This window comes from Curtobacterium sp. PhB146 (genome assembly GCF_004342995.1).
Taxonomy (GTDB): domain Bacteria; phylum Actinomycetota; class Actinomycetes; order Actinomycetales; family Microbacteriaceae; genus Curtobacterium.
Genome location: NZ_SMBN01000004.1, coordinates 93,613 through 120,268, shown reverse-complemented (window position 1 = coordinate 120,268; position 26,656 = coordinate 93,613). Strand labels below are relative to the sequence as shown.

Annotated in this window: 24 protein-coding genes and 1 other RNA gene; 18 read left to right on the top strand and 7 right to left on the bottom strand. The window is 72.5% G+C overall.

The window, feature by feature from the left end:
- Positions 1-15 precede the first annotated feature (15 nt).
- Both EDF33_RS15390 and EDF33_RS15385 read right to left on the bottom strand, forming a co-directional pair.
- On the bottom strand, positions 16-789 hold the full coding sequence (locus EDF33_RS15390) for an amino acid ABC transporter ATP-binding protein (RefSeq protein ID WP_132100494.1): 774 nt from the start codon (positions 787-789) through the stop codon (positions 16-18).
- Positions 789-2,000 carry an amino acid ABC transporter permease gene (locus EDF33_RS15385; protein WP_243692466.1) on the bottom strand — a complete coding sequence of 404 codons (1,212 nt, stop codon included), beginning with the start codon at positions 1,998-2,000 and terminating at the stop codon, positions 789-791. Before EDF33_RS15385 ends, EDF33_RS15390 begins: the two co-directional genes overlap by 1 nt.
- A 131-nt stretch (positions 2,001-2,131) precedes the next feature.
- On the opposite strand from EDF33_RS15385, the gene EDF33_RS15380 reads away from it, so the two are divergent.
- The 4 genes from EDF33_RS15380 to EDF33_RS15365 all read left to right on the top strand — a co-directional run bounded on the left by EDF33_RS15380 (position 2,132) and on the right by EDF33_RS15365 (position 6,479).
- Complete coding sequence (locus EDF33_RS15380) at positions 2,132-2,383, top strand: DUF4287 domain-containing protein (protein ID WP_132100493.1); 252 nt, start codon at positions 2,132-2,134, stop codon at positions 2,381-2,383.
- A 49-nt stretch (positions 2,384-2,432) separates the two neighbouring features.
- Positions 2,433-3,401 (top strand): hypothetical protein, encoded by a 969-nt coding sequence (locus tag EDF33_RS15375; protein ID WP_123292853.1) that lies wholly within the window; start codon positions 2,433-2,435, stop codon positions 3,399-3,401.
- A gap of 76 nt (positions 3,402-3,477) precedes the next feature.
- On the top strand, positions 3,478-4,932 hold the full coding sequence (locus tag EDF33_RS15370; protein ID WP_132100492.1) for an alpha/beta hydrolase: 1,455 nt from the start codon (positions 3,478-3,480) through the stop codon (positions 4,930-4,932).
- Positions 4,929-6,479 carry a GMC family oxidoreductase gene (locus EDF33_RS15365; protein ID WP_132100491.1) on the top strand — a complete coding sequence of 517 codons (1,551 nt, stop codon included), beginning with the start codon at positions 4,929-4,931 and terminating at the stop codon, positions 6,477-6,479. The genes EDF33_RS15370 and EDF33_RS15365 overlap by 4 nt, the downstream gene beginning before the upstream one ends.
- 80 nt (positions 6,480-6,559) lie before the next feature.
- Here the strand turns inward: EDF33_RS15365 and EDF33_RS15360 are convergent, their stop codons facing one another.
- Positions 6,560-7,126 (bottom strand): GIY-YIG nuclease family protein, encoded by a 567-nt coding sequence (locus tag EDF33_RS15360; protein ID WP_132100490.1) that lies wholly within the window; start codon positions 7,124-7,126, stop codon positions 6,560-6,562.
- A gap of 332 nt (positions 7,127-7,458) precedes the next feature.
- Positions 7,459-8,304 (bottom strand): siderophore-interacting protein, encoded by an 846-nt coding sequence (locus EDF33_RS15355; RefSeq protein ID WP_131878768.1) that lies wholly within the window; start codon positions 8,302-8,304, stop codon positions 7,459-7,461.
- A gap of 58 nt (positions 8,305-8,362) precedes the next feature.
- Between EDF33_RS15355 and EDF33_RS15350 the strand changes: the two genes are divergently transcribed.
- The 11 genes from EDF33_RS15350 (at position 8,363) to EDF33_RS15300 (ending at position 19,159) form a co-directional block, all read left to right on the top strand.
- The gene (locus EDF33_RS15350) at positions 8,363-9,046 is read left to right on the top strand and encodes a biliverdin-producing heme oxygenase (protein WP_131878766.1); all 684 of its coding nucleotides are present in this window, start codon (positions 8,363-8,365) and stop codon (positions 9,044-9,046) included.
- Positions 9,043-9,336, top strand: a complete 294-nt coding sequence (locus EDF33_RS15345) for a DUF2470 domain-containing protein (RefSeq protein WP_207906707.1) — start codon at positions 9,043-9,045, stop codon at positions 9,334-9,336. The genes EDF33_RS15350 and EDF33_RS15345 overlap by 4 nt, the downstream gene beginning before the upstream one ends.
- A 267-nt stretch (positions 9,337-9,603) precedes the next feature.
- Positions 9,604-12,261 (top strand): phosphoenolpyruvate carboxylase, encoded by a 2,658-nt coding sequence (locus EDF33_RS15340; RefSeq protein WP_132100489.1) that lies wholly within the window; start codon positions 9,604-9,606, stop codon positions 12,259-12,261.
- A 324-nt stretch (positions 12,262-12,585) separates the two neighbouring features.
- Positions 12,586-13,794, top strand: a complete 1,209-nt coding sequence (locus tag EDF33_RS15335) for a multidrug effflux MFS transporter (RefSeq protein WP_235036022.1) — start codon at positions 12,586-12,588, stop codon at positions 13,792-13,794.
- 60 nt (positions 13,795-13,854) lie between these two features.
- Positions 13,855-14,190 (top strand): STAS domain-containing protein, encoded by a 336-nt coding sequence (locus EDF33_RS15330; protein ID WP_123292661.1) that lies wholly within the window; start codon positions 13,855-13,857, stop codon positions 14,188-14,190.
- Positions 14,190-14,603: an ATP-binding protein gene (locus EDF33_RS15325; protein WP_111085614.1), complete on the top strand. Its 414-nt coding sequence runs from the start codon at positions 14,190-14,192 to the stop codon at positions 14,601-14,603. The genes EDF33_RS15330 and EDF33_RS15325 overlap by 1 nt, the downstream gene beginning before the upstream one ends.
- Positions 14,604-14,716: 113 nt before the next feature.
- Positions 14,717-15,676 carry an AraC family transcriptional regulator gene (locus EDF33_RS15320; RefSeq protein ID WP_132100488.1) on the top strand — a complete coding sequence of 320 codons (960 nt, stop codon included), beginning with the start codon at positions 14,717-14,719 and terminating at the stop codon, positions 15,674-15,676.
- A gap of 29 nt (positions 15,677-15,705) precedes the next feature.
- The gene (locus tag EDF33_RS15315; RefSeq protein ID WP_132100487.1) at positions 15,706-16,281 is read left to right on the top strand and encodes an alpha/beta fold hydrolase; all 576 of its coding nucleotides are present in this window, start codon (positions 15,706-15,708) and stop codon (positions 16,279-16,281) included.
- Positions 16,282-16,398: 117 nt separating this feature from the next.
- On the top strand, positions 16,399-17,505 hold the full coding sequence (locus tag EDF33_RS15310; RefSeq protein ID WP_132100486.1) for a hypothetical protein: 1,107 nt from the start codon (positions 16,399-16,401) through the stop codon (positions 17,503-17,505).
- A gap of 71 nt (positions 17,506-17,576) precedes the next feature.
- On the top strand, positions 17,577-18,422 hold the full coding sequence (locus tag EDF33_RS15305) for a Nif3-like dinuclear metal center hexameric protein (RefSeq protein ID WP_132100485.1): 846 nt from the start codon (positions 17,577-17,579) through the stop codon (positions 18,420-18,422).
- A 2-nt stretch (positions 18,423-18,424) separates the two neighbouring features.
- Positions 18,425-19,159, top strand: coding sequence for a hypothetical protein (locus EDF33_RS15300; protein WP_132100484.1), 735 nt, complete (start codon positions 18,425-18,427; stop codon positions 19,157-19,159).
- Between the two features lie 228 nt (positions 19,160-19,387).
- Here the strand turns inward: EDF33_RS15300 and rnpB are convergent.
- The 3 genes from rnpB to map form a co-directional block, all read right to left on the bottom strand.
- An RNA gene (gene rnpB / locus EDF33_RS15295) (RNase P RNA component class A) lies at positions 19,388-19,748 on the bottom strand.
- Between the two features lie 242 nt (positions 19,749-19,990).
- Complete coding sequence (ppgK, locus tag EDF33_RS15290; RefSeq protein WP_111087008.1) at positions 19,991-20,740, bottom strand: polyphosphate--glucose phosphotransferase; 750 nt, start codon at positions 20,738-20,740, stop codon at positions 19,991-19,993.
- Positions 20,741-20,798: 58 nt separating this feature from the next.
- On the bottom strand, positions 20,799-21,662 hold the full coding sequence (map, locus tag EDF33_RS15285) for a type I methionyl aminopeptidase (protein WP_123292854.1): 864 nt from the start codon (positions 21,660-21,662) through the stop codon (positions 20,799-20,801).
- 149 nt (positions 21,663-21,811) lie between these two features.
- Here map and EDF33_RS15280 point away from each other — a divergent pair, with 149 nt between their 5' ends.
- From EDF33_RS15280 to EDF33_RS15270, 3 genes are all read left to right on the top strand, one after another.
- Positions 21,812-21,991, top strand: a complete 180-nt coding sequence (locus EDF33_RS15280) for an SPOR domain-containing protein (protein WP_111087009.1) — start codon at positions 21,812-21,814, stop codon at positions 21,989-21,991.
- A 120-nt stretch (positions 21,992-22,111) separates the two neighbouring features.
- Entirely contained in the window at positions 22,112-23,449 is a 1,338-nt protein-coding gene (glnA, locus tag EDF33_RS15275; protein ID WP_111087010.1) for a type I glutamate--ammonia ligase, read from the top strand.
- A gap of 13 nt (positions 23,450-23,462) precedes the next feature.
- A complete protein-coding gene (locus tag EDF33_RS15270; RefSeq protein ID WP_132100483.1) occupies positions 23,463-26,414 on the top strand; it encodes a bifunctional [glutamine synthetase] adenylyltransferase/[glutamine synthetase]-adenylyl-L-tyrosine phosphorylase in 2,952 nt (983 codons plus the stop codon).
- Positions 26,415-26,656 lie beyond the last annotated feature (242 nt).

Genomic DNA, 26,656 nt, shown 5'->3' with positions numbered 1-26,656 from the left:
GTCGAGGGGACGGCGTCAGCGGACGCGGGACAGGAAGTCCCGCGTGCGAGCGTGCTGCGGATCGTCGAGCACCTGGGCGGGGGAGCCCTGCTCGACGACGCGGCCGTGGTCGAGGAACACGACGTGGTCGGCGACCTCGCGGGCGAAGGCGATCTCGTGCGTGACGATGACGAGCGTGGTGCCCGTGTCCGCCAACCCCCGGATGACGCCGAGCACCTCGCCGACGAGCTCCGGGTCGAGCGCCGAGGTCGGCTCGTCGAGCAGAACGACCGACGGCGCGAGCGCCAGTGCCCGCGCGATGGCCACGCGCTGCTGCTGCCCGCCGGAGAGCTGCCGCGGCCGGGTGTCGCCACGGTCGCCGAGTCCGACGCGCTCGAGCAGGGCCGCCGCACGGTCGCGCGCCACGGCACGGGGGACCCCGGCGGCGATCGGCCCCTCGGCCACGTTCTCGAGCGCGGTCAGGTGCGGGAACAGGTTGAAGTGCTGGAACACGAAGCCGATCCGCGACCGCTGCCGCAGGATCAGGCGCTCGGGGAGTTCCTTGTACCGGGCGACCCCGTCGCGCCCGGTCCGGAGCCGGACGCCGATCGTCTCGCCGCCGACCGTGACGACGCCGCGGTCGAGCGGTTCGAGGTGGTTGATCGCGCGCAGCAGCGTGGACTTGCCGGACCCCGACGGGCCGAGCACCACGGTGACGCTCCCGGACGGCAACGACAGGTCGACGCCGTCGACGACGACCGTGTCACCGAACGCCTTGACGGCTCCGTGGATGCTGATCGCTGCGCTCATCAGATGGTCCTGTCGTCGATGGTGGAAGCGGGGCCGGACGCGACCACGCGCGCGCCGGAGGCGGCCTGCCGGGCGCGATCCGGGCCTCCAGGCCGTCCCGACCCACGTCCGGAACCGCGACGCACGGCGGCCCGCACCCGCTGGAACGGCGTGGGCGGCAACGCCCGGACCGAGCCGCGGGCGGTCCACCGCTCGACGTAGTACTGCACGACCGACACCGCGCTGGTGAGCGCGAGGTACCAGAGCGTCGCGACCACGAGCAGCGGGATGATGTCGGTCGGGTAGGTGCTCGACAGGTTCTGCACGACTCCGAACAGGTCGAGCAGCGACACGTAGAACAGCAGCGACGACGCCTTGAGCAGCCCGACGACCTGGTTCACGAACGCCGGCACGATCGACCGCAGTGCCTGCGGCAGGATCACCCGCACGAACTGGCGACGCCGGGGGAGCCCGAGGGCCTGCGCGGCCTCGTGCTGGCCGTGGTCGACGGCGAGCACGCCGGCGCGGACGATCTCGGAGGCGTAGGCGATCTCACTCAGGCTCAGGCCGATCACCCCGATGGCCAGGTCGCCGAGGACGTTGGTCGTGGTGACCTCGACCTGCGGCCCGAACGGGATCCCGATGCCGATCGTCGGGTACAGCGACCCGAGGTTGTACAGGAAGACGAGCACGAGGATGAGCGGCACGGAGCGGAACAGCCAGACGTAGCCCCACGCCAACCCGGACAGCACCGGGTTGCGCGAGAGCCGGGCGATCGCGACGACGATGCCGCCGGTGAAGCTGATGACCGCGCTCAGCGCCGTCGCGAGGAGCGTGAGCTGCAGGCCGGTCAGGATCGCCGGGCTGAACAGCCACTTCCCGACGGCCGGCCAGCCCCACGACTCGTTCGTGAACAGCGTCTCGACGAAGTTCAGGAGCACCACCAGCACGACGGCCGCGGCGATCCAGCGCAGCGGGTGCCGCAGCGGGAGGACGGGTCGGTCGAGCGCGGCGCGTCCGGCGGCGTCGACGGAGGTGTCGGTCGCGTCGGCCGGGTCGGTCGCGTCGGTCGCGACGGTCGCGTCGGTCGCGTCGCTCGCGACGGTCGGCCGGGAGGCCCGTGGTGCGTCCGGCGCTCCGGCCGCGTGGTCGACGCCGGTCGCGTCGACCCCGTCGGTGCCGGCGACGGCGCTGGTCGCGTCGCGGGGCAGTCCCGTTCTGGTGTCGGTCATGTCGCGACCGTAGAAGGGTCGCGGTGCCTGGACAACGCACCGTGAAACACACCGCTACGGGGCGGAACGCTGCGTCACAGTCGCCGCGCGCGTGACGTTCCGTGACGCCGGGTGCGCAGTACTGTTCTGCCATGACAGCGCACCGTGTGACCGCTCCAGCGCCCCCGGCGGACGGCAGCACGGCGAAGGGGCCGGCGTCGTACTTCCCGAGCATCGAGAAGACCTACGGCCGCCCGGTCCAGGAGTGGCTCGACCTGGTCACCGAGCAGCTCGACGAGCACCCGCACATGCAGGTCGTCGCCTGGCTGAAGACCGAGCACGGGCTCGGCCACGGCCACGCGAACGCGCTCGTCGCCTACGCGAAGCAGGCCCTCGCGGGCTGAGCGCACCCCGGTTTCCCGCAGTGTCGGTGGCGGTGCCTAGCGTGTGGACGTGGCCGAACCCGTCGACGCGTGGTGGCGCCGCCGACAGTGGTCGCGCGGCGAGGCGGTGCCGTACGCCGTCGGGCAGTTCCGCGCCGACTGGGCGCCGTACCCGGTGCTCATCCGGCAGTACCACCCGGACTGGAACCACGGCGTCGTCCTGACCCAGGTCCCGCCGGCGGCCGAGGTCCTGCTGACGTGGGAGTGCGACGTCGGCCACGTCTTCGTCGCCACGCCGTCCGAACAGCGGTCCCGGCCGGGTCGTGAACGCCGACGCTCGGTGTGGTGCCCGGAGTGCGCGGTGCAGGCGCAGCCCCAGCGCTGGCCGGTCCTGCCGTCCGACTGGCCGTCGCAGGTGCCGGTCCCGCAGCGGGTCGTCCGGGCCACCGGTCGCCAGACCCTGCCGGCCGCGCCCTCCCGCGGCACCCCGGCGGGTGCTGTCGCCTCGAGCCGCACCCGCGCACGTCGACCGGCGCCGGGCACGCCGCGACGTCCGAGTCAGCCGGTGCCCCGCACGATCTGCCCGAAGACCCCGCGGCTGCCCTCGGGCGAGTCCTTCACGAGCGTCTGCGCCCCGGCGACGGCCTCCGCGGTCGAGGCGGAGCTGCGCGCGGCGCTGTCCGACCGGTTCGCGTTCACCTACGACCACTCCGCGATCCGCCTCGACCGGCCGTTCTTCGACCACGTCGAGGTCTGGCCGGACATCATCCTGCCCGAGCTGCGCGTCGCGATCGAGTACGACTCGACCGGCCGCCACGGCCTCGAGCACGTCGGCCCGCGGCAGGACACCGACCGCCGGAAGGACCGCGCCGTCCGTGCCGTCGGCTGGGAGGTCGTTCGCATCCGCACCGGACGCCTGCCGGCGCTCGGGCCGTACGACCTGCAGGTGTCCGGCATCTCCGGCCGGACCGTCGATCGGCTCGCCGACACCCTGCGGGAGATCCGCGGCGACCTCTTCGTGGACGCGTACGCACGGTGACCGATCGGGGTACAGGATCCGCCGACGGGGTACACCCCGCCTGGGTCCACCGCGGAGCGACCGGTAGGCAAGAGGAGTGACCCCTGCGTTCTGCCTCCACGCGTTGGGGGCGAGCTCCGAGGAGTTCGCCCTGCTCCGCCGCGCCCTGATCCGCGACGACCTCGAACTCATCGGGATCGACCTGCCCGGCTTCGGCCGCAGCCCGGCGTCGTCCGGCACCACCGTCGAGGAGATGGCCGTCCTCGTCGAGCGCGCGATCGGCGCCAGTGGCGCGAGCGAGTGGGTACTGGTCGGTCACTCCATGGGGGGCAAGGTCGCCACGGTCGTCGCGGACCGGACGATGTCCGGCGCGAACGGCCTGTTCGGGTTGCGCGCCGTGGTGCTGCTCGCGGCCTCGCCGCTGGCGCCCGAACCGATGGACGACGACCGCCGCGCCGCGATGCTGTCCTGGGCGGCGGACGGCCCGATCAGCGCGGCGCACGCCGCCGAGTTCGTCGACGCGAACACCGCGTCCACCCTGGCGCCCGAGCGACACACGACGGCCGTGCAGGACGTCGAGCGCGCCGATCCCGGTGCGTGGACGGCGTGGCTCACGCGCGGCAGCCGCGAGGACTGGTCCGACGCGGCCCCGAACCCGGTGCCGGCACTCGTGCTCGCCGGTGCCGAGGACGGCGATCTGGACGCCGAGGCACAGCGGCGCCTGACGCTGCCGCACTGGCCCGACTCGGAACTCCACGTCGTCGAGGGTGCTGCCCACCTGCTGCCGTGGGAGCAGCCCGAGGCGGTGGCGGACCGCATCCGCGACTTCTGGACCCGCCGGTTCACCGGGGCGCCCGTCGTGCCCGTCGAGCAGGCACGGGTGATCGCCTCGCCGCGGGTCAGCGCGCGCATGCGCTCCCTGTTGGCGGCCCGGGCGCTGCCCGATGACCCGACCGCCGAACCGCGAGCGCTCACTGCTCGGCAACTCGACACCCTCCGTGCGATCGCGCGCATCGTCGTGCCGCAGCCCGGCGACGGTCAGGTGGACCTCGCCCTGCGCGTCGACGACCAGCTCGCCGCGGGGCTCGGTGACGGATGGCGCGTCGACGGCATGCCCACCGACCTCGAGGCGTACCGGGCAGCGCTCGACGTGCTCGCCGGGCCGGCACAGGACGGCGTGCTCGACGGCGCCCTGCAGGACGTGGCCGCCGGTCGGTACGGCGTCGACGGTGTGCCCGATGCCGGACGCGACGCCGTGGTGGACGCCGTGCTGGACACCGAGATGGATGCAGCGCAGCTGCGCGCTTGGTACGAGGACGCCAGCGTCGACCTCGTGAAGCACTGGCTCGCGCACCCCGCGACGATGGCGGCGATCGACTTCGACGGCTTCGCGAACGGCGGCGACGGCGTCCGCAAGCAGGGCTTCGAGTTGCTCGCCGCCGACCAGCGCGAGGCCTGGGAGCCAGCGGCACCCGACCGTCGCGAGCGCACCCGCGACGACACGCACGACAACACGCACGACGGCACCACGACGACGGAAGCAGCACGATGAGACTCGACGGACAGCGCACCTACGGCACGGACGACGTCGTCGACGTGGTGGTCGTCGGCACCGGAGCCGGCGGAGCGCCCCTGCTGGCATCCCTGGCCCGACGTGGCCTACGGGTCGTCGCCCTCGAGGCCGGTCGCAACACCGAGCCGGGCGACCACGTGCCCGACGAAGTCGCCGCCCCCGGGGACATCAACTGGATGGACGAGCGGCTGAGCGGCGGCGGCGCACCGACGGCGTTCGGTCCGAACAACAGCGGCACCGGGGTCGGTGGTTCGACGCTGCACTGGGGCGCGTTCACCCCGCGTCCGAGCACGCACGACCTGTCGCTCCGCTCCGCGTCCGGTGTCGGCGAGGACTGGCCGATCAGCCACGCCGAGCTCACCGGCTGGATCGAGCAGGTCGAACACGACGTCGGGGTCGCCGGACCCGAGCACTACCCGTGGGACCCGTCGCGCCGCTACCGGATGCGTCCGCCGGCGCGCAACGCCTCGTCGGACATGATGATGCGCGGGGCGGCGGCCGCCGGCATCACCGCGACCGATGCCCCCGTCGGGCTGACCACCGAGGACCGCCACCAGGAGCACCACGGCCTGCGGCACGCCTGCGTCTCCTGCGGCTCGTGCCACCAGGGCTGCCGCAACGGCGCGAAGGTCTCGATGGATACCACCTACCTGCCCGCCGCGGTGGCGTTCGGCGCCGAGATCCGGCCGGACTCCTTCGTGCACGGCATCGAGCTCGATGCTTCCGGCGAGGTCAGCGCCGTGCTGTACACCCACGACGGCCGCGAATACCGGCAGCGCTGCCGGGCCCTCGTGCTCGCCGCCGGCGGCATCGAGACCCCGCGCCTGCTGCTGCACACCGGGCTCGCGAACAGCAACGGCCAGGTCGGCCGGAACTTCACCGCGCACGGCGCCACCCAGGTCTGGGCACGGTTCGACGAGTCGATGCGCTCCTACCGCGGCTACCCGTCGTCGATCATCACCGAGGACTTCGTCCGCCCCGCCGACGCGGACTTCGCCGGCGGGTACCTGATCCAGAGCCTCGGCGTGCAGCCGCAGACCTTCGCCAACACGCTCATCCGGGGCGGCGGCCTGCGCGGCGCGGAGCTCGTGCGGGCGCTGCAGGACTACCCGCACTCCGCGGGCGTCGGCATCAACGCCGAGTGCCTGCCGTACGACGACAACCGGCTGGTCCTCGCGGACGAGGTCGACGAGCACGGCGTGCCACGAGCCCGGGTCTCGTTCACCCCGGGCGCGAACGAGGACGCGATCCGCCGCCACGCCGTCCGCACCATGACGACCATCGTCGAGGCCGCCGGCGGCAAGGACGTCCGGGTCCTCGAGCGCACCGCACACACCATCGGCACGGCACGCATGGGCGCGGACCGCGAGACCTCGGTCGTCGACCCGGACGGCCGCTCGTGGGACGTCCCGAACCTGTGGATCGCCGACAACTCGGTGTTCCCGAGCGCCGTCATCGCGAACCCGGCGCTGACGATCATGGCGCTGTCCCTGCGCACCGCCGACCGGATGCTCCGCGCGGCCTGACCGGCCTGGGCGGGCCGCCGACGTGGGCGGGCTGCCGACGTGGGCGGGCCGCTGGCGCGGACGCGTTCCGGTCCGCTCGGTCAGCCGCGCAGGGCGAGTGCCTCGCTCGTCCACCGGGCGTGCACGTCCCACGGGTCGTCCACACCGGCGGCGACGGCGTCGACGTGCGCGAGCAGGTCCGGTGTCGCCCGGAACCACTCGGTGCCGGGGTACCGGGTGGCCGCGAACTGCGCGTGCCGCCGACGTTCGAGTGACCGGTCGCCCCGCTCGAACGCCAGGAGGTCCTGGTGCGGGATCGCGGCCAGCCGCTGCCTCGGGTTCATCGTCGTGCCGATCTTCACCCGGTCGCCGAAGTCGTCGCGCATCCGCAGGTAGTACACGACGTCGACCCGCGGGGGAGCGAGGTCGCCGTCGGGCACGTCGCCCCACCGCCACTCGCACCGTGCGCAGACGAAGCCCGTCGGGAACCGCACCCCGACACGGGATCCGCACACCGGGCACGGGCCCGGCAGGGTGTCCTCGACGCCGACGTGCTCGGCCGCGAACTCGGTCACCAGCGTGACGTGCGTCGCGCACAGGGGCACGCCCGCGAGCGCGTCCGCAGCGGGACCCGCGCAACCCGGCACGCAGCACGACGAGGTGACCATGCCCGGAACGCTAGCCGGACCCACCGACGCGCCCCGGGCCTCCCGACCGCCTTGCGCACCTGCGCACCCGCGCACCCGTGCCGGACCGGTGCGTACCTGCCGAGACCGGGCGTACCTGGTCGGTTGGAACGACCAGGTACGCCCGTTTCCGCTTCCCACCGCAACCGCTCTGGGAAGAACCGGGCGTACCTACCGGGACCGGGGCGCGCCCGAGCCGGACCGGTGCATACCTGCCGAAACCGGGCGTACCTGGTCGGTTGGAACGACCAGGTACGCCCGTTCCCGCTTCCCACCGCAACCGCTCTGGGAAGAACCGTGCAGGCCGAGACCCGTCAGTCGGTGAAGATCACGCCGACCGGCTCGCGCTTCTCCTCCTGGAACTGGTCCTCACCGCGGCCGAGCGCCCAGTAGGCCGACAGCGACATCTCGCGCTTCTCCAGCCCCCAGCCGTCCTGCAGCAGCCGACGGATCGCCTTCATCGCGGTCCGCTCGCCGTGTGCGAACACCTGGACCGGCCGGGAGGCACGGGGCAGCGCCCGGGCCGCGTCCAGCAGGAGCGTGCCCGGCTGGGCGCCGGTGGCGTCGCGGTGCAGCCACCGCAGGTCGACCCCGGCCGGGTGCGCGATCTCCTGCTCGTCGGCAGGGCCGGCGACCTCGACCAGGGCGACGCCCGTGGCCGTGTCGGACATCGACTCCAGCGCGGCGCCGATGGCCGGCAGGGCGCTGTCGTCGCCGAGGAGGACGTGGGTGACGTCCGGGTCGTCGACGGGCGCGTAGCCACCGCCGGGACCGGACAGCGCGAGCTTGTCGCCGGGCTGCGCCGCTGCGGCCCAGGGCCCGGCGAGCCCGTCGTCGCCGTGCACGACGAAGTCGACGGCGATCGTCTTCGCGGTGTGGTCGACGGCCCGCACCGTGTACGTCCGGCGGGCCGGTCGGTCCTGCTTCGGCAGCGTCTCGCGCAGTTCCTCGAGGTCGTACGGGGGCTCGAGGCCGAGCGACGGCTTGGCGAGCAGGAGCTTGACGTACTTGTCGGTGGCGGCCAGCTTGTCCGGGTCGGCCGTGCCCACGAAGTCGTCGAAGGCCGGGCCACCGAGGTGGACGCGCACCATGTGGGGCGACAGTCGCTCGGTCCGGTCGACGACGAAGACGTGCTGGGGGCGTTTGGGCTTGGAGCTCATCGGTACGAGCGTCCTCTCTCCTGCTTGACGTTTGTCGAACTAAGGTTAGCCTTACCTCATGGACACGACCGTCATCCCGTTCTCCGAGCTGCTGCGCAAGCGCACGCGTCGCTCGCACGGTTCCTCGGCCGGGAACGGCTTCATGCACGACCTGCTCGGCGGGAAGTGCGACGTCGCCGACTACGCGGCGTTGCTCGGACAGTACTCGTTCGTCTACGACGCCCTCGAACGTGCAGCCGAACGGATGGCGGACCACCCGGTGGCGGCACCGTTCGTCACCTCGCAGCTCACCCGGATGCCGGCCATCCGCGCCGACCTCGAGTACCTGATCGGCCCGGACTGGTCCGAGCTGGTCTGCCCGCTCCCCGCCACGACGGCGTACGTGCGGCGGCTCAACGAGGTCGCGGCCGAGTGGCCGGGCGGCTTCGTCGCGCACCACTACACGCGGTACCTCGGCGATCTGTCCGGCGGGCAGATGATCGGTCGGATGCTCTCCGACCAGTTCGGCTTCGACACGAACGGCGTCCTGTTCTACATCTTCGACCAGGTCGCGGACCCGAGTGCCTTCAAGGACACCTACCGTGCGCAGCTCGACGCGGCGCCGTGGACGGCCGACGAGCAGGAGCGGGTCATCGCCGAGGTCGAACTGGCGTACTCGCTCAACAACGGCCTGCTCGAGGGGCTCGACGCCCGGCGTCGCCCGGTGACCGACGGCGCCGGCGACGTGGCGGTGACCGCGTGACCGAGCCCTTCGACGACGAGGCGCGCCGAGCGATCCTCCGGCACATGAACGTCGACCACGCGGTCGACAACCTGGCGATCGTCCGCGCGAACGGGGCCGCGACCGCGGTGGCCGCGACGATGACCGAGATCGATGCGATCGCCGGTGTCTGGCTCGCCCGGCTCGACGACGGCGACGAGGAACAGGTCATCGTGCCCTGGACGTCGCCGCTGACCGACCGCCGCTCGGCGCGGGTGCAGATCGTCGAGGTCCACTCCGCCGCGCAGGCCCAGCTCGCCGAACCGAGCTGAACCGAGCCGATCCGATCCGCGCTGATCCGAGCCGATCCGCGCCGACCACAGACCCGCCGGGATCGCGGACCGCGTCGCAACTGCAGGGGTGCTCCCGCCACGCGTCGCGATCCCGGCGTCCCCCCTGCATGCCCGCGCTGCGCGCGCGTCCGCGTTCCGGGCACCCTGCCCGCTGGTCCGTCCGGACGGTCGACGTCACGGGTGGCCACGGGCCGATACGCTGCTCGGAGCCGGGACGGTGTTCCCGGACGACCCCGAAAGGACCCCATGACGGCGATCGACGGATCGGCGCGCCATGAGCGCGCTCGGGACGACGTCAGCGGCGCGGTCGACAGTGACCTGCGCGCCGACGTGCGCTACCTCGGCAACCTGCTCGGCCGGGTGCTGCGCGAGAACGGTGGCGACGAGCTGCTGCGTGACGTGGAGTCGCTGCGTGCGGCCGTGATCGACGCCTACGAGGGCGACCACGCCGAGGGTGCTGCCCGCGCGCAGACCCTCGTGTCCGCGATGTCGGCCGAGCGCGCCGAAGCGGTGGCGCAGGCCTTCACGACGTACTTCCACCTCACGAACCTGGCCGAGGAGCACCACCGCGTGCGGGTGCTCCGGCAGCGCGGCGACGACGGCGGCCTGGCCGGTGACTCGTTCCCCGCGACCTACGCGGAACTCGTGGCCGAGGTCGGCGAGGCCGAGGCGGCCGAGCGACTCCGGACGCTGCGGTTCCACCCGGTGCTGACCGCACACCCGACCGAGGCCCGCCGTCGTGCGGTCACCACGGGCGTGCGGCGCGTCACGGACCTCATCGACGAGCGCGACCGCTCGAAGAACGCCACGGCACGTGCCGAGAACGAGCGACGGCTGCTCGAGGAGATCACGACGCTCCTGCGCACCTCGCCGCTCCGCACGACCCGTCCGACCCCGCTCGACGAGGTCCGCACCGCCATGAGCGTCTTCGACCAGACGCTGTTCGAGATCGTCCCGCAGGTCTACCGCCTGCTCGACGACCGGCTGCAGGGCGACGACGCCGGTCGCGCACCGGTGACGGCACCCGCGTTCGTGCGGTTCGGCACCTGGATCGGTGGCGACCGCGACGGCAACCCGCACGTGACCGCCGACATCACGCGCCAGGCTGCGGAGATCGCGGCCGAGCACATCCTGATCGGGCTCACCCGCGCCACCACCCGCATCGGTAGCGCCCTGACCCTCGACGCGAGCGACACCCCGGCCGACGCCGGGCTCGCCGCGCTCGTGGCGGCGCAGGAGTCGCTCGACCCGGGCATCGCCGAGCGCATCGGCGTCCGCGCCCCGAACGAGACCCACCGTCGCGCGCTCCTGTTCACCGCCGCGCGCATCGAGGCCACCCGCCAGGGCACGACGCCGCTCGCGTACGACGGCCCGGACGCCCTGCTCGCCGACCTCCGGACGATCCAGGCGTCGCTCGTCGCCGCCGGCGCGATCCGGCCGGCGAACGGTGAGCTGCAGAACCTCATCTGGCAGGTCGAGACCTTCGGGTTCCACCTGGCCGAGCTCGAGGTCCGGCAGCACTCGCAGGTGCACCGCACGGCCCTGGCGGAGATCCGGGCCGGCGGCGCGCTGAGCGAGACCACCGAAGAGGTCCTCGCGGTCTTCCGGACCATCGCCGACCTGCAGGACCGCTACGGCGTCCGCGCCGCCAGCCGGTACATCGTGTCCTTCACGCAGTCGGCGGCGGACCTGGCGAACGTGCACGAGCTCGCCGTCGCCGCACTCGGCTCGCCCGAGGCCGCGCCGGTGCTCGACGTCATCCCGCTGTTCGAGACCTTCGCCGACCTGCACGCCAGCGTCGACATCCTCGACGAGGCCGTTCGCACCGAGACGTTCCAGCGTCGCCTGGCCGCGACCGGCCGTCGGCTCGAGGTCATGCTCGGCTACTCGGACTCGTCGAAGGACGTCGGTCCTGTCTCCGCGAACCTGGCGCTCTACGACGCCCAGGCGCGCATCGCCGACTGGGCGCGGGACAACGAGGTCGAGCTCACACTGTTCCACGGCCGCGGCGGTTCGCTCGGTCGCGGTGGCGGGCCGGCCAACGAGGCCGTCCTCGCGCAGCCGCCGGGATCGATCGACGGTCGCCTGAAGCTCACCGAACAGGGCGAGGTCATCTTCGCGCAGTACGGCGACCAGGACATCGCGGCCCGCCACCTCGAGCAGATGGCCTCGGCCACCCTGTTCGCGTCATCGCCGTCCAACGAGGCGCGCACGGCCGCTGCGGCCACCCGGTTCGCCGACCTCGCGCAGCAGCTGGACGACGTCTCGCGCGTCGCGTTCTACGACCTGGTCAAGGCGGACGGCTTCGCTCCGTGGTTCGCTCGGGTCACCCCGATGGAGGAGATCGGGCTGCTCCCGCTCGGCTCCCGCCCGGCCCGCCGCGGGCTGTCGGTCGAGTCGCTCGAGGACCTCCGGGCGATCCCGTGGGTGTTCTCGTGGACCCAGGCGCGGATCAACCTGGCCGGTTGGTACGGGCTCGGCTCCGCGCTCGAGGCGGTCGGTGACGTCGACGTCCTGCGTGCCGCCTACGCCGAGTGGCCGCTGTTCGGCGCGATGATCAAGAACGTCGAGATGTCGCTCGCGAAGACCGACGAGCACATCGCCCGCCGGTACCTCGAGCTCGCGGACCGCGACGACCTCGCCGCCAAGGTGCTCGACGAGATGACGCGGACCCGTGACTGGGTGCTCCGGATCTCGGGTGGCAGCGACGTGCTCGAGGACCGTCCGGTCCTGGCCCGGGCCGTGCGCCTGCGCAGCCCCTACGTCGACGCCCTGTCGCACCTGCAGCTCCGCGCGCTCCGGTCCATCCGGACGACGGGCAGCACCGACCCGACGGACGCCGACCACCGTCTGCTCCTGCTCACCGTGAACGGGATCGCCGCCGGCCTGCAGAACACCGGCTGACGCCGGACGGTCCGCCCCGGCCGGCCCGGCTCCGCACCGCTGAGTGGTCACGAACCGTCGGCTCCGTCGTCGCCGCGCGACGGTTCGCGACCACTCGGCGGACGTGAGCGGCGCGCCGTGACCGCTCGCGGTGGCGGACGGGAGGCCCGTGGCGGCGCTGTCCCGGGCCTCCCGTCCGCCACCGCGCACGTCCAGGGCTGCACCGTCGAGCGGTCACGCGACGTCGGCTGCCCGGTCGCCGCGCGACGGTTCGCGACCAGTCGGCGGACGTGAGCGGCGCGCAGGGCCCGTCGAATCGATTCGGGTGCGCGTAGCGTGTCGGTCGTGACGACGGAGCGCACCCGGAAACCGACCACGACCACCCTGCCGCCGATCGTGCCGCTGGCCCTGATCGTCGGGGTGTCGCCGTTCGCCACCGACATGTACATCCCGGCGCTGCCGCAGATCGCCCACGACCTCGGCACGACCCCCGGTGCCGTGCAGTTGTCGCTCACGGCGTTCCTCGTCGCCTTCGCGGTCGGGCAGTTGCTCGTCGGACCCGTCAGCGACGGGGTCGGTCGGCGGCCGATGCTCGTCGTCGGCACCGCGGTGTTCGCGCTCGCCTCGGTCGGGTGCGCCCTCGCGCCGGACGTGGTCACGCTCGTCCTCGCCCGCATCGCCCAGGGGCTCGGCGGGGCGGCCGGAGCGGTCGCCGGCCGGGCGATGGTGTCGGACGTGGCGAGCGGGACCCGGATGGCGAAGGTCTTCGGCACGCTCGCCGCGATCAACGCGATCGGCCCCGTCGTGGCACCGCTGGCCGGAGGGGCCGTACTGACGTTCGGCACGTGGCGGATCATGTTCGTCGTGCTCGCGGTGCTCGGCGCGCTGTTCTTCGCGATGGTGGTGCTGCGGTTCCGCGAGACCCTGCCGCCGGAGCGACGCGGGGGCGTGGGCTTCGCCGCGAACGGTCGACGCATCCGCGAACTGCTGGCGATCCCGCGGTTCCGGGCCTACGTGCTGAGCGGGGTGCTGTCCACCGTGGGGTTCTTCGCGTACATCGCGACCAGCTCGTTCGTGTTCCAGACCCAGTTCGGCTTCTCCGAGGGCATGTACACGCTGGTCTTCGCCACGAACGCCTCGATGATGATCGTCACCACGCTGGTGTTCGGCCGGGTCGTCGGACGGTTCTCCGAGGACTCCCTGCTCACCGTCGGACTGCTCGTCGGCACCGCGGGCGCGGCGGCGGTCCTCGTCTCGGCGCTGCTCGACCTCGGTCCGGTGCCGGTCTGGTGCGCCCTCGCGGTCGTCACGGGTGCGTGGGGCTTCGTGCTGCCCGCGGCGATGACCCGGACGCAGCACGTCGGGGCGGCGCACCCGGGGACGGCCGCGGCCCTGCAGGGCGGCCTGACGTTCGGGATCGGCGGCCTCGGGACACCGCTCGCCGGCGCGCTCGGCGGGACCGCGCTGGCGATGGGCGGGGTCATGGCGGCACTCATGGCCGCAGCCGTCGTGGTGCAGGTCACCGCGACGCGTCGGGATCGCAGCGGGACCTGACGCGGCGGAGCCGGTAGGTTGCTGGTTGCAAGGCGCACCGATCAGAGGAGACCACCCGGCATGGACATCGTCGTACACGAAGCGCAGCCCGACACCGCGGTACTCGAGTGCAGCGGGCGCCTCAACATGGTGTCCGCCCCCGAGTTCCGCGAGGCGGTCGCGAAGGTCGTCGACAACGGACGTGCCCGCGTCGTGGTCGAGCTCTCCGGTGTCGAGTTCATGGACTCGTCCGGGCTCGGCGCGCTGGTCGGCAGCCTGAAGACCGCGCGGCAGGCGGGCGGCGACCTCCGCATCGCAGCGCCGTCCGAGCAGGTGCAGATGGTCCTGCAGCTCTCCAACATCGACAAGATCCTCCGCACGTACCCCGACGGGGACGCTGCGGTCACCGACTGGTGATGACCGCCTCGGCCGCCGAGCACACGCTCGCGTTGTCGTGCCCGCCGGACGACGTGTCCGCCGTGCACGAGTTCCTGGCGGGCGTGTGGCAGCACGAACCCTCGGTCTCCGTCGAGGACCGGATGGCCCTCGAGCTCGCGATCGTCGAACTCACCTCGAACGTGATCGAGCACGGGACACGCCCGGAGGGAGTCTCCTGCCGCCTGCGCCTCGAGATCGGAGCGGACCGGTTCGCCGCACTGCTCTCCGACGACGGCGTCGCCGCCACCGTGGACACCGAGTCGGCCGAGTTGCCCGACGGACTCGCCGAGAGCGGTCGCGGACTCGCCCTGGTCCGGATGGTCGTGGACGACCTGCGGTACGAGCGGATCGCCGACGAGAACCGGTGGACGGTCCTGCGCGCCCGTCACTGACCGCCACCACGCGACCGGTCGCTTCGTCCGTCTCGCGCACTCCGTGGGCCACAATCCGCAAGGTGCCGCGGGGGATTCCCGGGGTTCCTGGCCGCCGTGTCACGATTCGCGCGATGACAGCCGAACCGGATCCCAGGATCAGCTTCGAGACGTCGGGGGCCGATCTCGACGCTGCCGTGCACATGTACGAGGACGCCTACGCCAGTGTGGGCTTCACTGCGACCCGCACGGAGCGTCCGTTCGCGTACCGTTTCCGCGTCGTCGGCGACGACGTGATGTCGTTCCGCTCGACCCGGTTCGACGCCCGCATGCAGGGTGAGCTGGACGTCCGCGACGAGTACGTCGTCATGTGGATCACGGACGGCGGCGGGCGCGTCGACATCGGCCGGCAAGAGGTCGCGTTCACGCCCGCCACCCCGATGATGTTCCCGACCGGCCGTCCCTTCGCCTTCGACCTGCAGGACGTCCGGCAGAGCCTGGTGCAGTTCGACCGCACCGCCCTGGAGCGCGTCGCGGCTGAGGTCCACGGTGCGCAGCCGGGTCCGCTCGTCTTCGACCACACGGCGACGCCGCGCACGGCCGAGCTGCGGGGCTGGAACGCGCAGGTCCAGCGTGCCGCGGCGGTCGTGCTCGGTCGGGCGTCGGTCAGTTCGCTCGCCCTGGCCGAGGTCGCGCGGGACACTGCCCGGTCCCTGCTCCGGACGTTCCCGCACAAGCTGCTGGCCCCGGACGTCCCCCTGCCGCAGGGCGCCACGGGCCGTGTCCGCGAGGCCGTCGAGTACATGCACGCCTTCGCACACACGCCGATCTCGACCACCGACGTCGCCGAGCACGTCGGGTTGAGTGTCCGCGGTCTGCAGCAGGCGTTCCAGCGACAGGTCGGCACAGCCCCGAACGCGATGCTGCGCGGGATCCGTCTCGACCGGGTGCGCGAGGAACTCCGCCGTGCGTCGACGGGCGACCTGACCGTGGCGAGCGTGGCGATGCGGTGGGGCTTCGCACACCTCGGCCGGTTCTCTGCGGCGTACGCAGCGCGCTTCTCCGAGTACCCGCGCGACACCCTGCAGCGCTAGGTCCGTCCGGGGTTCGCTACGCTGCCCGGGTGAGCAGACCTCGACCGTGGGTGATCGTGCCCGGGATCTGGAACTCCGACGCGGAGCACTGGCAGTCCGTCTGGCAGCGGGAGCGCGGTGACGACGCCGTCCGCATCGCACCGGCGTCCTGGGGTGAGCCGGACCCGGGGGACTGGCGAGAGGCCATCTCCCGCGCGGTCGCCTCGTGCGCCGAACCGCCGGTGCTCGTCGCGCACAGCCTGGGCGTGCTCGCCGTCGCCGACTGGCTCGTCGCAGCCGCCGCCGGCGCCGCTGGCCCCACCGTCGCCGGCGCCTTCCTCGTCGCGCCCCCGGACCCCGCGGCACCGGGCTTCCCCGCGGCCGCCTCCGGGTTCCCCGCGCCCCGCCCGATCCCGGTCGGCACCGCAGCGGCCCGCGTTCCGACCCGCCTGGTGGTGAGCGACGACGACCCGTACTGCACCGCCGACCGTGCTCTGGCGTTCGCGGAGACGATGGGGGCCGCGGTGCTCCGGGTCGGCCCGCTCGGCCACGTCAACGTCGCCAGCGGTGTCGGCGCCTGGCCCGCCGGTCGGGAGCTCCTCGGCGCGTTCGAGCAGACGCTCTGACCCGACCCCGGGGCGACGGGCGACACGCCGTTCACGTTCGGGGCGATATGGCAGGGATTGCTGCGACACACCGCGGATGTCCCGAGTTTCGGCGCGCGCGATATTTATCCTTCGGACATGGAGACCCAGTCCGGTGCACGCACCCCCCTCGTCGACCCGTTCGGTCGCGAGGTCGAGGAGTGGCTTCGCGACGCCCCGGCGACGCGCACGCCGTACGTGGCGGACCTCGTGGTCCCGCCCGTCACCGGCCCGGTGCAGCGCCCCGGCGCCGTGGCCGACGCCACCGCCGTCCAGACGCCGGACCCCAGCACCGCGGCTGCAGCAGTCGCCGCGCCTGAAGCCAGCACCGCGCCTGAAGCCAGCACCGCGCCTGAAGCCAGCACCGCGCCCGAAGCCAGCACTGCGCCCGCAGCCCCCGCGTTCCGCCGCGACCGCGCCCGGCACGCCGCCGTCTGCGCACCGTCGTTCCCCGAACCGCCGGAGCGCCTCGCCCTGCGCATCGAGGACCTCGCGATCCAGGTCTCGTCGTCCACCGGTCGCAGCACCATCGAGCGGATCGTCCTGCTCGAGGACGAGGTCCGTCGCCGCGACGAGGACCTCGCCCGCCTCGCCGCCTGGGAGGCCACCGTCGACGGCGCGGACGACCCGGAGGTCACCGCAGCCCGCGCCTTCGCCCAGACCGTCTTCGCGGACCTGCTCGAGGACGCCGCCGCCGAGTCGGACCGTCGCGACCGTGCAGCCGCCCGCCGTGCCGCGACCGCTCCGGTCGCCGTCGTGACCGGCGTTGCCCCCGCTCCCGCGGTGGCCGTGGTCCGCCCCGCACCGGCGGCAGCAGCCGCACCGGCAGCCGACGTCGTCACGGCGACCCCGGCCGTGGCGCTGGTCGCCCCGGAACGCGACGAGCCCGTGCGACCGGTGCTGGGCCTCCCGGCCGTGTCGCCGGTGTCCGCGAACACGCGACCCACGCCGCTCGTCCAGCCCGCCACCGGGCCGACGGTCATCGACCGTGCCGCGTTCGCGGCCGCCCTCACCGCCCACCAGGGCACGACCGCGAGCACGCCCGTCGTGCTGCCGGACCTGATCGCCGTACCCGTCGTCGAGACGGCCGCCCCGGCGAGCGTCGACACCGAAACCGGCACCGAAACCGGCACCGACGAGCCGGCCCGGCCCGGCTGGTGGTCGCGACTCGTCGCCGGCCTGCTCCGTGCGCTCGGTCGCCGCTGACCGGGAGGCCCGGATCACCCCGCGCGGACCGGCTGCCGGTGCCGACGCGGTCGCCTCGGTAGACTGACCGGATGCCGACGCTCCGCGAACTCCAGGCCGTGATCGAAGACCTGTGGCCCGCCGCAGGAGCCGAGTCGTGGGACGCCGTCGGACTGGTCGCCGGCGACCCGGACGCCACCGTCGAGCACGTCCACCTGGCCGTCGACGCCGTCCCCGCGACCGCACGTGAAGCGGTCGAGCTCGGTGCCGGGCTCCTGCTCACGCACCACCCGTTGCTCCTGCGCGGCGTGACGACGATCGCCGAGTCGACGTACAAGGGCAGCGTCCTCGCGACCCTCGTGCGCGGTGGCAGCGCCCTGATCGCGGCCCACACCAACGCCGACGTCGTCACCACGGGGACCTCGGCCGTGCTCGCCGACCGGATCGGCCTGACCGACCAGCGACCGCTCGACGCCGGCACCGACGACGCGACAGGCATCGGCCGCGTCGGGGTCCTCGCCGAGGGCACGACCCTCGGCGCCCTGGCCCGGAAGCTCGTCGACCTGCTGCCGCCCACCGCGACCGGGGTCCGGGTGTCCGGCGACTTCGACCAGCCCGTCCGCACCGTGGCACTGTGCGCCGGCGCGGGGGACTCGCTGCTCGGCCACCCCGCCGTCCTCGCTGCCGACGTGTACATCACGAGCGACCTCCGCCACCACCCGGCGTCCGAGTTCCGCGAACAAGCACTGCTCGGCGGCGGTCCCGCCCTCATCGACACCTCGCACTGGGCCACCGAGTGGCTCTGGCTCGACGTCGCGGCCGCGCAACTGCGCGACGCCGCCGGCGTCCGGGTCACCGTGAGCGACCTCCGCACCGACCCGTGGGACTTCGCGGTCCTGCCGGCGGCCGAACCCACCACCCCCACTGAAGGAGTCTGACCATGAAGGCAGCACCCGAGGACCAGGTCATCCTCCTCGACGTCCAACGACTCGACAACGACGTCACCCGCATCGCGCACCGCATCACGTCGCTGCAGAAGGGCGACCAGCTCACCGAACTCGGCACCAAGGCGGCCGGGCTGCGCAGCGAACTCGTCGCCGCGACCGGCCTCGTCGAGGACGCCGAACGCGAACTCGCCCGTCTCGAGTCAGACACCGCCACCGCGCAGGCCCGCGTCGAGCGCGACACCACGATGCTGCAGAACGTGTCGAACTCGAAGGACGCGACCGGGCTGCAGAACGAGCTGGAGTCGCTGCAGCGGCGCATCGGTGGCCTCGAGACCGCCGAGCTCGAGGTCATGGAGAACCTCGACGGCCTCCGCGCCCGGGTCGGCGACATCGAGGCGCAGCTCGCCGACGTCGAGGCCGCCCGCTCCGGCCTGGTCGCCGAGCGTGACGCCGAGATCGCGCGGCTGTCGTCCGACCGTGCATCCGCCGAGCAGGCCCGTGCCGACGTCGCCGCGAAGGTGCCGGCCGAGCTGCTCGCGCTCTACGACCGGCAGCGTGCTCGCTACGGCTTCGGTGCGTCGCTGCTGCAGGGTGGGGTGTCGACGGCCTCGGGCGTGGCGCTGAACAACTCGGACCTGCAGGACATCCGCCGGGCCGCGCCGGACGACGTGGTGCTGTGCCCGGACAGCGACGCGATCCTGGTGCGGACCGCCGAGTCGGGGCTGTAGGCGCTCGCACGCTGCCGACGGCAGGCGCGGTGCCAGCTGGCACCGCGCCTCCCGTCTGCGGTGCACGGTGCGGGGTGTGGCGGTGCGGGGGCGCACGGTGCGGGGTCCGTCGCCTGGTGCGAGGTTGCACGCTCGGTGCGGCCTTGTGGCGCTGCACCGAGCGTGCAACCTCGCACGGGATCGCGAGCGCCGCACCGTGCGTCGAGCACGGGTCTCGTGGAAGTGGGGCGAATGGGCCGGCCGTACGCCGGGTTCTGTCCCGCCGCTTGCACGGCGGTGACGGCCATCTCTCTCGGACCGACGTTGCCGTCGGCCTCCAGCGGTCTACCCGAGGACTCGGCGAGCAGCCTCAGCGTCCTCTGTCTGACCTTGCTCCGGGCGAGGTTTACCGAGCGGATCCGGTCACCCGGACCCCTGGTGGTCTCTTACACCACCGTTTCACCCTTACCGACGTTGCCGCCGGCGGTCTGCTTTCTGTGGCACTGTCTCGCGGATTGCTCCGGGTGGGTGTTACCCACCGCCCTGCTCTGTGGAGCCCGGACGTTCCTCGGCACTCCCGGAGGAGTGACGCGACCGTCTCACCGACCCATTCGCAGGTCCGAGTCTACCGGCCCCGCGCCCGTGCCCGCGCCCGCCCGTGCCCGCGCCCCGAGGTTCCGAGATCTCGGCATGTCGGCGCGCACGAGGGGGCTCCGTGGAACCTCGGCGCACCGCAGACGGCGAGTCGTGGAACCTCGGCGCCAGCGGCCGGGCGCGTCGAACCGCACCGAACACCTCCCGCGCCGCACGGTGCAGGCCAGTGCGGGCTCGACCGTCCGACCGATCGCCGGGTCAGGCGCTCCGGGCAGCCAGGGTCGCGGCGCCGATGATGCCGGCGTTGTTGCGCAGGGTCGCGGGGATGATCTCCGCCTGCAGGTCGAGCAGCGGCAGGAACTCCTCGTACTGCTTCGACACGCCGCCGCCGACGACGAAGAGCTCGGGGGAGAGCAGGGCCTCGAGCGTCGAGTAGTAGGTCTGCAGGCGCTTCGCCCAGTGCTTCCACGACAGGTCGTCGCGCTCCTTGGCAGCGAAGGAGGCGCGCGACTCGGCGTCGTGCCCGTCGATCTCCAGGTGTCCGAGCTCCGAGTTCACGATGAGCACGCCGTCGTTGATGAGCGCGCTGCCGATCCCGGTGCCCAGCGTCGTGACGATCACCAGGCCGTCCTTGCCCTTCGCCGCGCCGAACTGCTGCTCGGCGAACCCGGCGGCGTCGGCGTCGTTGACGAAGTGGATCGCGCGGCCGAGCTCCTTCTCGAACAGCGCTTCGGCCTCGAAGCCGATCCACTTCTTCGAGACGTTCGCGGCCGACATGGTCTTGCCGTCCCGCACGATCGCGGGGAAGCACACGCCGACGGGGACGTCGGCCGCGGGTGCGAGCTCGTCGAGGATCGAGGCGACGACGGCGGTGATGTCGTGGGGCTTCCCGCCTTCCGGGGTGGCCTTCTTGATGCGGTCCGTGGTCAGTTCACCGGACGCGACGTCGACGATCGCGCCCTTGATGCCCGTACCACCGATGTCGACGCCGACTGCGAGGGAGGTCATGAGGTTGTCGTGCCTTTCGGTTGCCTGCCGGAGTGCCCGGTCAGGAAGGGGTGTCCGGTCAGGAGACGGTGAGGAGCTCCGCGCCGCGTTCGGTGACGACGAGGGTGTGCTCGAACTGCGCGGTCCACGACTTGTCGCGCGTCGAGACCGTCCAGTCGTCGGACCAGATGTCGGCCTCGATCCCGCCGAGGGTCAACATGGGCTCGATGGTGAACACCATGCCCTGCTCGATGACGTCGTCGTACTGCGGCGCGTCGTAGTGCGGGATGATCAGGCCGGAGTGGAAGGCACGACCGACTCCGTGGCCGGTGTAGTCGCGGACGACTCCGTAGCCGAAGCGCTTCGCGTACGCCTCGATGGCGCGGCCGATGACGTTCACCTGCCGGCCGGGGGCGACGGCCTTGATGCCGCGTCGGAGCGCCTCTTCGGTCCGCGTCACCAGGTCCGACACCTCCTGCGACGCCTGCCCGACGATGAACGTGCGGTTCGTGTCGCCGTGCATCCCGTCCTTGTAGGCGGTGATGTCGATGTTGACGAGGTCGCCCTCCTGCAGGACGGTGTCGTCGGGGATGCCGTGGCAGATGACCTCGTTGAGGCTCGAGCACAGCGACTTCGGGTACCCGCGGTACCCGAGCGTCGACGGGTAGGCGCCGTGTGCGACGACGAAGTCGTGGCCGATGCGGTCGAGTTCGTCGGTGGTCACGCCCGGACGGATCGCCGCGCCGACGGCGTCGATGGCCTGGGACGCGATGCGGCCGGCGGTGCGGATGCGCTCGACCTCGTCGGGGGAGTACGTGTCACCGAGGCCGTGCTCGTGCGGTTCGACCTTGCCGACGTACTCCGGGCGTTCGATGTCCTTCGGGACGGTCCGGAGCGGGGAGACGCGGCCGGCGGTCAGGTGTCCGTGTTCGTCCCGGGGCATGCCGACCACTCTAGCCGCGGCGCGACGCGCCGAGCGCAACCGCCCCCTGCTGCGGCCCGACGGGGTGAGCGCCACTGCCTGGAGGCCCGGTGCCGGTCCGCCGGACCGGCACCGGGCCTCCAGGCCGTCACCTGGGTACGGTGGGCGACATGAGCGACGAACGCATCGAGTCCCAGTGGTGGTTCAACGACAAGACCGGCCAGGTCGAGCAGGGTCCGCAGTCCCCGCAGCGCGACCGCATCGGCCCGTTCGACACGCGCGAGGAAGCGCAGCACGCGCTCGACCGGATCGCGGCGAACAACGAGAAGTGGGACGCCGACGACCAGTGACGCACCGGTGACGGCACGGTGACGGACCACTGACGCGTCGCACGGCCCCGCGCACGCCGCGGGACCACTAGCCTGGGACGAGGCCCGCCCGCGGCCACCCGATACACGGAAAGGTCGTGCATGGACAAGCAGACGGACTTCGTGCTCCGCACCATCGAGGAGCGCGGCATCAAGTTCATCCGACTCTGGTTCACGGACGTCATCGGGACGCTGAAGTCGGTGGCGATCGCCCCGGCCGAGGTCGAGGGCGCCTTCGCCGAGGGCATCGGGTTCGACGGCTCCGCGATCGAGGGCCTGTCCCGCTCGTACGAGGCCGACGTGCTCGCGCACCCGGACCCCTCGACGTTCCAGATCCTGCCGTGGCGCGGCGAGGTCGACCCGACCGCGCGGATGTTCTGCGACATCACGACGCCGGACGGCCAGCCCGCCGTCGCCGACCCGCGCAACGTGCTGAAGCGCACGTTGGCCCGCGCGAGCGAGCGTGGCTTCACGTTCTACACGCACCCCGAGATCGAGTTCTACCTGCTCAAGAGCCGCGAGTGGAAGGACGGCGGGCCGCAGCCCGTCGACCAGGCCGGCTACTTCGACAACGTCCCCGGCGGCAGCGCGCACGACTTCCGTCGCCGTTCCGTCCGGATGCTCGAGGACCTCGGCATCTCGGTGGAGTTCAGCCACCACGAGGCCGGCCCGGGCCAGAACGAGATCGACCTCCGCTACGCCGATGCACTGACGATGGCGGACAACATCATGACCTTCCGCACGGTCGTGAAAGAGGTCGCGATCGAGCAGGGCGTCTACGCGACCTTCATGCCGAAGCCGATCTCCGGCCAGCCGGGTTCGGGCATGCACACGCACGTCTCACTCTTCGAGGGCGACCAGAACGCGTTCTACGAGGCCGGCGGCGAGTACCAGCTGTCCCGGACCGCCAAGCACTTCATCGCCGGTGTGCTCAAGCACGCACCGGAGATCACCGCGGTCACGAACCAGTTCGTGAACTCGTACAAGCGCCTCTGGGGTGGCGACGAGGCCCCGTCCTTCGTGACGTGGGGCCACAACAACCGTTCGGCGCTCGTGCGCGTGCCGCTGTACAAGCCCAACAAGGGGCAGTCCTCGCGCATCGAGTACCGCGGCATCGACTCGGCGGCGAACCCGTACCTGGCGTACTCGCTGCTGCTCGCTGCGGGGCTCAAGGGCATCGAGGAAGAGTACGAGCTGCCGGCCGAGGCCGAGCACGACGTCTGGAGCCTCACCGACGCCGAGCGTCGTGCCCTCGGGTACAGCCAGCTGCCGTCGAGCCTCGACCACGCCCTCAGCCTGATGGAGGACTCCGAGCTCGTCGCCGAGACGCTGGGCGAGCACGTGTTCAACTTCGTGCTCCTCAACAAGCGCCAGGAGTGGAAGCGCTACCGCGACCAGGTCACGCCGTTCGAGCTCGACACCAACCTCGGCGCCCTCTGAGAGAGCGCACCACATGACCGGTCGGACGACGTCGTCGCGTTCCGAGTTGGCCCGCCTGGGCTTCGCCGAGCTGTCGGAGAGCCTGGAGCGGATCGCCGACCTGGAGGCGCGGTTCGGCTCCGTCGTGCCGCTGCCGGTGAGCGGCACCCCGGCGCTGTGGGGCATCACCGCGGATCCTGACGGCGCGCTGCGGCTGCTGGAACGGCTGCTCGAGCGTGCTCCGGACGAGCTCCGCCCCGTCCTGACGGACGAGGCGGCGACGGAGCGGCTGATCCGCCTGCTCGGCGCCTCGGTCGGTCTCGGCGAGTTCCTGCACCGTCGTCCTGCCGAGCTCGCACTGCTGCTCGAGCCCGTCGTCGCACCCTGGTCGCAGGAGCGGTACACGGCGTCCCTGCTCGAGGCGATCGACGGTGCCACCGGCGAGGACGCACGGATGTGCCTGAGGGTGCGGTACCGCCGGCACCTCGCGCAGATCGCCCTGTACGACGTGCTGCACTCGTCGCCGACCGAGGCGTTCCCGGCCGTCGCTGCCGGACTGGCCGACCTCGCCGGGGCAGCGCTCGACGCCGCGGTCGACGTCGCCCGGCGCGAGGTGCCGTTCCCGGCCGCCGACGTCGCTGCGACCCCGCTCGCGGTGATCGCGATGGGCAAGGCCGGCGCACGCGAGCTCAACTACGTCAGCGACGTCGACGTCATCTTCGTCACCGAGGCCACCGACGACATCGACACCGACCGTGCCGTCCGCATCTCGACGCGGATCGCGATCGCCGCGACCCACGCGATCACCGACCTGGCCGCCGAACCCGGTCTGTGGGAGGTCGACGCGAACCTGCGACCGGAGGGCAAGGACGGCGCCCTCGTCCGCACGCTCGACTCGCACGTCGCGTACTACGAGCGCTGGGCGAAGTCGTGGGAGTTCCAGGCGCTCCTCAAGGCCCGGCCGATCGCCGGCTCGGCCGACCTCGGCGCGCGCTACGCCGAGGCCGTCGCACCGTTCGTCTGGAGCTCGTCGGCGCGCCCCGGGTTCGTCGAGTCGGTGCAGCGGATGCGCGAGCGCGTCACCGACCACATCCCCGACGGCGAGGTCGACCGGCAGCTCAAGCTCGGTCCGGGCGGCCTGCGCGACGTCGAGTTCACCGTGCAGCTCCTGCAGCTCGTGCACGGTCGTGACGACGAGTCCGTGCGCGTCCGTTCCACCCTCGAGGCGATGGACGCCCTGACCGCGGCCGGGTACGTCGGACGCGCCGAGGCCGCCCACTTCGGTCCGGACTACGCGCTGCTCCGGGTCCTCGAGCACCGCATCCAGCTCCGCCGACTGCAGCGGACGCACCTGATGCCGACCGACGAGGAAGAACTCCGCGTCCTCGCCCGGTCGAGCGGTCTGGCCACCTCGGCCTCGGCCCTCGAGACCCGGTGGCGTGCGGTCAAGCTCGAGGTCCGCGGCCTGCACGAGCGGCTGTTCTACCGTCCGCTGCTGTCCGCCGTCGCCACGACCGAGGGCGAGATCGTGCTGACCGACGACCAGGTCGTCGACCGGCTCGGCGCGATCGGGTTCGTCGACCCGCCCGGTGCGCTGCGGCACATCCGGGCGCTCACACAGGGCACGAGTCGACGTGCGGCGATCCAGCGCAACCTGCTGCCGGTGCTCCTGCGGTGGATGGCCGAGGGGCCGGCGCCGGACCGGGCCCTGCTGGCGTTCCGAAGGCTCAGCGACACCCTGGGGGAGTCCAGCTGGTTCCTCCGGATGCTCCGCGACTCGTCCGGGGCTGCGCACTCGCTGACCACCGTGCTGTCGGAGTCGGCGTTCCTGTCCGGTCTGCTCGAGCGGCTCCCGGAGGCCGTCGCCTGGCTCGACGAGCCCGAGTCGCTCCTGCGTGCCCGCCCGATGGACTCGTTGCTCGCCGAGATGACCGCGACGACCGCGCGGCACGGCAACGACGTCGACGGTGCGGCCAGCCTGCTGCGCTCGGCGCGCCGCCGCGAGACCCTGCGCCTCGGCATGGCTGCGGTGCTCGGCCACCTCGACGTGGACGCTCTGGGTGCTGCACTCAGCGACGTGACCGAAGCGACGCTCGCCGGGGCCCTCGCGCTCGCCCGGCGGGACGCCCCCGCGGACTTCGAGTTCGGGATCATCGCGATGGGCCGCTACGGCGGGCGTGAGCTCGGCTTCGGCTCCGACGCCGACGTCCTCTACGTGTACCGCGCCCCGGACTTGGCGACCGAGGTGGCCTCCCGGACGGCACAGACCATCGTGCGCGAGCTGAACCGGCTCACCGAGGACACCGTCCACCCGCTCGACCTCGACATCGACCTGCGCCCCGAGGGGAAGAACGGCCCGGTGGCGCGCACGCTCGAGTCCTACGGCGCCTACTACGCCCGGTGGTCGCTGACGTGGGAGGCGCAGGCGCTGCTCCGTGCCCGTGGCGCCGTGGGGGATGCCCAGCTGCTCCGGGACTTCGAGCACCTGGCCGACCGGACGCGCTACCCGGAGCGGATCGACGAGAACGAGGTGCGCGAGGTCCGACGCATCAAGGCCCGTGTCGAGTCCGAGCGACTGCCACGTGGGGCCGATCCGGCTCGCCACCTGAAGCTCGGGCGCGGATCGCTCAGCGACGTCGAGTGGTTCGTCCAGCTCCTGCAGCTGCAGCACGCCCTCGAGTTCCCCGCGCTCCGCACGACCTCGACGCTCGAGGCACTCGACGGTGCCGTAGCTGCCGGGTTCGTCAGTGCCGACGACGGCGAGCGGCTCGGTGCGGCCTGGCGCTTCGCCTCGCGGACGCGCAGTGCGCTGGTGCTCTGGTCGGGGAAGACCACCGACGTCCTGCCCGTCGACCGAGTCCAGCTCGAGGGCGTCGCGCGGCTGATGGAGTACCCGCCCGGCTCGGCGAGCGAGCTCGAAGAGGACTACCTCGGCGTCACCCGACGTGCACGGCAGGTCTTCGAGCGCGAGTTCTACGGCGCCTGACGCGGCACCGACACGCCCGGGCGTGCTCCCCGGACGCGAAGGTGACGAGTCGTCGCAGGTTAATTCCCCGTGTCGCGCACCGTCCCCCGTTCGTTTCGGACTGTACCCCGATTCGGACAGACGGGTCCGTCGTTACTTCGCCGTGACCACCACGCCCCGGGCCGCCGGCAGACGTGCCAGAGGTCCGCGCCGACTCGCCCGGTGACCCTGTCGTGAACAGGGGTTTCCCGGTGCGGTGATCC

Bases quoted from the DNA above. Each gene is read 5' to 3' on its own strand.
- EDF33_RS15300 (WP_132100484.1), top strand. From the start codon at position 18,425: ATGAAGGCAGCACCCGAGGACCAGGTCATCCTCCTCGACGTCCAACGA.
- EDF33_RS15330 (WP_123292661.1), top strand. From the start codon at position 13,855: ATGGACATCGTCGTACACGAAGCGCAGCCCGACACCGCGGTACTCGAG.
- glnA (WP_111087010.1), top strand. From the start codon at position 22,112: ATGGACAAGCAGACGGACTTCGTGCTCCGCACCATCGAGGAGCGCGGC.
- EDF33_RS15350 (WP_131878766.1), top strand. From the start codon at position 8,363: ATGGACACGACCGTCATCCCGTTCTCCGAGCTGCTGCGCAAGCGCACG.
- EDF33_RS15385 (WP_243692466.1), bottom strand. From the start codon at position 2,000: ATGACCGACACCAGAACGGGACTGCCCCGCGACGCGACCAGCGCCGTC.
- EDF33_RS15355 (WP_131878768.1), bottom strand. From the start codon at position 8,304: ATGAGCTCCAAGCCCAAACGCCCCCAGCACGTCTTCGTCGTCGACCGG.
- EDF33_RS15280 (WP_111087009.1), top strand. From the start codon at position 21,812: ATGAGCGACGAACGCATCGAGTCCCAGTGGTGGTTCAACGACAAGACC.
- EDF33_RS15340 (WP_132100489.1), top strand. From the start codon at position 9,604: ATGACGGCGATCGACGGATCGGCGCGCCATGAGCGCGCTCGGGACGAC.
- EDF33_RS15390 (WP_132100494.1), bottom strand. From the start codon at position 789: ATGAGCGCAGCGATCAGCATCCACGGAGCCGTCAAGGCGTTCGGTGAC.
- EDF33_RS15305 (WP_132100485.1), top strand. From the start codon at position 17,577: ATGCCGACGCTCCGCGAACTCCAGGCCGTGATCGAAGACCTGTGGCCC.
- ppgK (WP_111087008.1), bottom strand. From the start codon at position 20,740: ATGACCTCCCTCGCAGTCGGCGTCGACATCGGTGGTACGGGCATCAAG.
- EDF33_RS15360 (WP_132100490.1), bottom strand. From the start codon at position 7,126: ATGGTCACCTCGTCGTGCTGCGTGCCGGGTTGCGCGGGTCCCGCTGCG.
- EDF33_RS15380 (WP_132100493.1), top strand. From the start codon at position 2,132: ATGACAGCGCACCGTGTGACCGCTCCAGCGCCCCCGGCGGACGGCAGC.
- EDF33_RS15320 (WP_132100488.1), top strand. From the start codon at position 14,717: ATGACAGCCGAACCGGATCCCAGGATCAGCTTCGAGACGTCGGGGGCC.
- EDF33_RS15365 (WP_132100491.1), top strand. From the start codon at position 4,929: ATGAGACTCGACGGACAGCGCACCTACGGCACGGACGACGTCGTCGAC.
- EDF33_RS15310 (WP_132100486.1), top strand. From the start codon at position 16,399: ATGGAGACCCAGTCCGGTGCACGCACCCCCCTCGTCGACCCGTTCGGT.
- map (WP_123292854.1), bottom strand. From the start codon at position 21,662: ATGCCCCGGGACGAACACGGACACCTGACCGCCGGCCGCGTCTCCCCG.
- EDF33_RS15270 (WP_132100483.1), top strand. From the start codon at position 23,463: ATGACCGGTCGGACGACGTCGTCGCGTTCCGAGTTGGCCCGCCTGGGC.
- EDF33_RS15325 (WP_111085614.1), top strand. From the start codon at position 14,190: ATGACCGCCTCGGCCGCCGAGCACACGCTCGCGTTGTCGTGCCCGCCG.